Source organism: Dyella sp. (assembly GCF_036384435.1).
Taxonomy (GTDB): domain Bacteria; phylum Pseudomonadota; class Gammaproteobacteria; order Xanthomonadales; family Rhodanobacteraceae; genus GSA-30.
In genome coordinates this window covers 1-4934 of the sequence record NZ_DASVMI010000105.1, presented here as the reverse complement: position 1 = coordinate 4934, position 4934 = coordinate 1, and the positions used below count along the sequence as shown (strand labels likewise).

The 4934-nt window shown below is 61.8% G+C and carries 5 protein-coding genes; 2 read left to right on the top strand and 3 right to left on the bottom strand.

Features of this window, described 5'->3' with window-relative positions:
• Positions 1-332: 332 nt before the first annotated feature.
• Both ftsH and rlmE read right to left on the bottom strand, forming a co-directional pair.
• Positions 333-2282 (bottom strand): ATP-dependent zinc metalloprotease FtsH, encoded by a 1950-nt coding sequence (gene ftsH, locus VF436_RS10495; protein ID WP_330903966.1) that lies wholly within the window; start codon positions 2280-2282, stop codon positions 333-335.
• A gap of 18 nt (positions 2283-2300) precedes the next feature.
• The gene (gene rlmE, locus VF436_RS10490) at positions 2301-2930 is read right to left on the bottom strand and encodes a 23S rRNA (uridine(2552)-2'-O)-methyltransferase RlmE (protein WP_330903965.1); all 630 of its coding nucleotides are present in this window, start codon (positions 2928-2930) and stop codon (positions 2301-2303) included.
• An 85-nt stretch (positions 2931-3015) separates the two neighbouring features.
• Between rlmE and yhbY the strand changes: the two genes are divergently transcribed.
• Together yhbY and VF436_RS10480 are read left to right on the top strand one after the other, a co-directional pair.
• Positions 3016-3312 carry a ribosome assembly RNA-binding protein YhbY gene (gene yhbY / locus VF436_RS10485; RefSeq protein WP_330903964.1) on the top strand — a complete coding sequence of 99 codons (297 nt, stop codon included), beginning with the start codon at positions 3016-3018 and terminating at the stop codon, positions 3310-3312.
• A complete protein-coding gene (locus VF436_RS10480) occupies positions 3312-3689 on the top strand; it encodes an Mth938-like domain-containing protein (RefSeq protein WP_330903963.1) in 378 nt (125 codons plus the stop codon). The genes yhbY and VF436_RS10480 overlap by 1 nt, the downstream gene beginning before the upstream one ends.
• Before the next feature lie 172 nt (positions 3690-3861).
• Here the strand turns inward: VF436_RS10480 and VF436_RS10475 are convergent, their stop codons facing one another.
• Positions 3862-4875 carry a peptidoglycan DD-metalloendopeptidase family protein gene (locus tag VF436_RS10475; protein WP_330903967.1) on the bottom strand — a complete coding sequence of 338 codons (1014 nt, stop codon included), beginning with the start codon at positions 4873-4875 and terminating at the stop codon, positions 3862-3864.
• Positions 4876-4934 lie beyond the last annotated feature (59 nt).

Here is a 4934-nt window from a genome sequence, read left to right as displayed (position 1 = left end):
AATTATTCAGACTTCGAGCCTGCTCGTCAATACTTTTTTCAGATTTTTTTCATTCCGATGTACGGTCGTGTTCATCGAAGCACCGTATCGTTATGCCGCCGCAGTATTCGCATGCGGTCACCTGCCAGCAGATAGACGTCCATGCCGCTGGCCGCGCTTCGTCAGACGTCGCACGTAGCCCAACAAGATCAACGTGCACTGCCCTGCTACGAGCCTCCAGGGAACGCCATCGCTTCCACGTCACCGACTACGCAACGACCGATCTTCTGCTCATGTCGTGTGCGTGAGCAAGCCCATGAAAAACGGCCCTTTCGGGCCGTTTCTGCTACTCATCACCGATCCGCGAACCGGCTTTGTGTCGCGGGGTCGCCAAGCTTGGCTCCCGCATCGCCACCGCGCGGCGGCGGAGGCGGAGGTGTGGAAGAAGTTGTCGACTTCGACCAGTCCGCCGGCGGGCCCGGCGTGCGGCCAGCCATGATGTCGTCGATCTGATGCGCGTCGATCGTCTCGTACTGCAACAGCGCATCGGACATCACATGCAACTTGTCGATGTTATCGGTCAGCAACTGCTTGGTCCGCGCGTAGGCACGATCGAGGATGTCGCGCACGACCTCATCGATCTTGCGCGCGGTCTCGTTGGAGACGTTCTTGTGCTGCGTGACCGAACGTCCGAGGAAGACTTCGTCCTCTTCCTCGCCGTAGGTCACCGGACCAAGCTCGTCGGACAGGCCCCACTTGGTAGCCATATTGCGGGCCATCTTGGTCGCGCGCTCGATATCGTTGGACGCGCCCGTGGTGACCTTGTCGGCGCCGAAGATGAGTTCTTCCGCCACGCGGCCGCCATACAGCGAGCAAAGCTGCGACTCGATCGCCACACGATTCATCGAATACTTGTCGCCCTCTGGCAGATACATGGTCACGCCCAGCGCGCGACCGCGCGGGATGATGGTGACCTTATAGACCGGATCATGCTCGGGCACCAGACGGCCGACGATGGCGTGGCCCGCCTCGTGGTACGCAGTCAGTTTCTTCTCGTCTTCGCCCATCGCCATCGAGCGGCGCTCGGTACCCATCAGGATCTTATCGCGCGCCTTGTCCAGATGAATCATGCGAACTTCGCGAGCGTTCTCTCGTGCGGCGAACAAGGCCGCTTCATTGACAAGGTTGGCCAGATCCGCGCCGGAGAAACCCGGTGTACCGCGTGCGATGACCATGGCATTGACGTCGCTGGCCACCGGCACCTTGCGCAGGTGCACCTTGAGGATCTGCTCGCGACCCTTCACGTCAGGCAGTCCCACGACCACCTGGCGATCAAAACGGCCCGGACGCAGCAAGGCCGGATCGAGCACGTCAGGACGGTTAGTGGCGGCAATGACGATGATGCCCTCGGTACCCTCGAAGCCATCCATCTCGACCAGCAACTGGTTCAACGTCTGTTCGCGCTCATCATGACCACCACCAAGACCGGCGCCGCGATGACGCCCCACGGCATCGATTTCGTCGATGAAAATGATGCAAGGAGCATGCTTCTTGGCCTGCTCGAACATGTCGCGCACACGGCTGGCACCCACACCCACGAACATTTCCACGAAATCCGAACCGGAAATCGAGAAGAACGGCACCTTGGCTTCGCCGGCAATCGCCTTGGCAAGCAGCGTCTTACCGGTACCGGGCGGGCCGACCATCAGCACGCCGCGCGGAATCTTGCCGCCGAGCTTCTGGAACTTGCCCGGGTCGCGCAGGAATTCGACCAGTTCGCCTACTTCTTCCTTGGCTTCGTCGCAACCGGCCACGTCGCTGAAGTTGACCTTGATCTGGTCTTCGCCCTGCAACTTGGCGCGTGACCGGCCGAAGCTCATGGCCCCACGGCCGCCAGCACCCGCCTGCATCTGGCGCATGAACCAGATGAACACGCCGACGATGAGGATGATCGGCAGCCAGTTGAGCAAAAGGCCCAGGAGGGAGAAGCCGCTGTTGGATGGCTCCTGGCGCACTTCTACGCCCTTGTCCTGCATCTCTTTGACGATGGGACTGGTGGACCAGCCCAGCTGCGGAGCGACGGTGCGGAATGAACTGCCGTCCTTGAGCTTGCCAGTGATGGCGGCTGGCGAATCGGCACTGATCGTAGCGCTGGACACATTTCCGTTGTCCACGCTTTGCACGAAGCTGCTGTAAGGCAGATCCGACGACGAGCCGCCATGCGGGTTGAAGCTCTGAAACACGGTGAGCAGGATCACTGCGATCACCAACCAGAGCAGCAGATTTTTAGCCATTTCGTTCATGCACGGTTTCTCGCCCGGTTACCCGCCAGCAGCCTTGCGACCGGTGGCCAGGGCATACACCTCCCGCGAACGTGCGCGGGAGGCCTTTGGTTTACGCATAGTCACGCGGCTGAAGTCTGCGCGCAAGCTGCGTAAGTAATCATCGAATCCAGCCCCCTGAAACAGCTTGATCAGGAATGACCCGCCTGGCTTGAGCCAGTGACGGCTGAAATCGAGCGCCAGTTCGGCCAGATCCATTGCCCGGATCTGATCGGCCAGCGCCACACCGCTCATATTGGGGGCCATATCGGACAGAACAAGATCGACTTTCTGACCATCGAGACGCTCTTCCAGGGCTTTAAGCACGGTTTCTTCGCGAAAATCGCCCTGGAGGAAGTCCACCCCGCCGATACCCTGCATTGGCAGGATATCCATGGCGATGATGGTGCCAGTATCACCCATGCGCTGTCGCACTAGCTGTGACCAGCCGCCCGGAGCGGCCCCTAGGTCGACTACACGCATACCCGGCTTGAGCAGCCGGTCGCGATCAATGAGTTCTTCGAGCTTGAATGCCGCACGCGAACGCAAGCCTTCGGCCTGGGCTTTCTTCACATAAACGTCATCGAAATGCTCCCGCAGCCAGCGGGAACTGCTTTTGCTGCGAGACATGGTCGGCAACGGCCACAGGTTAGGGGTGGAATGAAGCACATGATACCCTTTACGGTCCATCCGCCGCGAATCCGAGACTGAACGAATGGCCCTCTCCCCGTCACAGCGCCGCTACCTGCGCAGCCTGGCCCACGACCTGAACCCGGTCATCCTGATGGGTGCTAAAGGCGCGACCGAGGCCGTAGCCAAGGAATTGGACCTGGCCCTTTCCCACCATGAACTGGTCAAGGTGAAGCTTTCTGGGGGGGATAAGGAGGAGCGGCAGGCGCAGATCGATTTCCTGATCCAAGGTACCGGCGCCGAGAGCATCCAGCAGATCGGCCACGTGGTCGTGCTCTTTCGTCGCAACGAGGACGAGCCCAAGCTCGCCCTGCCCCGCTGATGGACATCTCGCTCGATCGTCCCGGCGAATTCCTGTTCGTGCGACGCGTTGCCGCACGAGCGATCACGGTGGTCGACCGCGACATCAGCGCCAGCTTCTTGCTTGCCCCGGACCAGGCCATGGAAAATTGGCCGGTCACCGACGCAAGGACATTGGGAGCCGATCAAGTCGAAAGCGTACTGGCGCTGCAACCTGAACTGGTCATCCTCGGCACCGGCGAACGCCAGGTCTTTCCTCCCGCCGAATTCATGGCCGGGTTCCTGCGCCGAGGCGTAGGCATCGAGGTGATGGACAACGCCGCCGCTGCGCGTACCTATGACTTGCTGGCAGGCGAAGGGCGGCGTGTGGTGGTTGCGTTTGTGCTGCCTCCCCCGTAGGGCCGCCTCCGCTTCTCGGTAGCTGTGAAGTCGTCCGTTGCACGGGTTATAAGGAATAAACAGCGAAGAGCGCCACGCGGTTTTCCGCGCCCCTTGGCGGTCTTTCCCTTTACTCTTTATAGGGCGCGCGCGCAGCGCCCGACCTGACAGCCCGCATGCATGGCGGGCGGTGTCACTTGGAAGGCAGGTAGCCCAGCGGGTCGACCGGGTTGCCGTCCTTGCGTATCTGGAACTGGAGTTCGTCACGCGATGCGCCTGTAGCGCCCATCTCGGCCACCTGCTGGCCGGCGGTGACCTTCTGGCCTTCCTTGACCAGGCGCTTGCGATTATGGCCGTACGCCGACAGGAAGCTGTCGTTGTGCTTGATGATGATCAACTCGCCATAACCGACCAAGCCATTGCCGCTATACACGACCACACCATCAGCCGCAGCGCGGACGGGATCACCGGCCTTGCCCAGGATCTCGATGCCAGGAATGGCATCGCCCGACTGGAAACGCTTGCCCAATTGACCATCGGCCGGCCAGCGCCAGGACACGCCACCTTGCGAGCGCGTGCCGCCCGGTGAAGGGGCTACCGCGGCAGGCGGAGGCGGCGGCGGTTGCGTCGCGGGAGATTGGGTCGGCGCTCCAGCCACCGGCACCACGGTACTGGTGGGCACGGCAGGCACCGAGGTGCCCGAGAGCTTGGCAGGCGGCGACGCCGAGGCGACCGATGCGGCAGGAGCGGGTTTGCCACTATCCGAACCGACATCCTCAAACATGGGCGCAGCCGGCGGCGGGGTTACTGCGGCTGGCCGCGGTGGCGGCGCCTGGGGGGCCGCCGGTGCGGATCCAGGTGCAGATGCCACGACGGCGTGCTGCGGTATACCGCTACCCTGCGGAGATAGCCGCAATACCTGTCCGGGCCAGATGGTGTAAGGCGCCTGGATGCCGTTCCACTGGGCTAGATCGCGTACATCCACCTTGTTGCGGAAGGCAATCGAATAAAGCGTGTCGCCATGGACGACCTGGTAGCTGCCCCCAGGAATTCGGGCCGGCGCTACATCGGACGGACGCATCGCGGCCGAAGACGGCGATGCGGGCTCGATACGAACCGAATGCGTCATCGTGTCGCATGCAGCGAGGGACAGGGTCAGGGCCGAAAGAGCGACGAGCCGGATGGATGGATTCATGGTTGCCAGCATAACCAGCCGCATAAGGGTTTTCATACGGGGCATCGACTTCCTGTTCGACATCGCTTCAA

Coding starts and splice junctions, on each gene's coding strand:
- ftsH (WP_330903966.1), bottom strand. CDS start 2,282: ATGAACGAAATGGCTAAAAATCTGCTGCTCTGGTTGGTGATCGCAGTG.
- rlmE (WP_330903965.1), bottom strand. CDS start 2,930: ATGTCTCGCAGCAAAAGCAGTTCCCGCTGGCTGCGGGAGCATTTCGAT.
- yhbY (WP_330903964.1), top strand. CDS start 3,016: ATGGCCCTCTCCCCGTCACAGCGCCGCTACCTGCGCAGCCTGGCCCAC.
- VF436_RS10480 (WP_330903963.1), top strand. CDS start 3,312: ATGGACATCTCGCTCGATCGTCCCGGCGAATTCCTGTTCGTGCGACGC.
- VF436_RS10475 (WP_330903967.1), bottom strand. CDS start 4,875: ATGCTGGCAACCATGAATCCATCCATCCGGCTCGTCGCTCTTTCGGCC.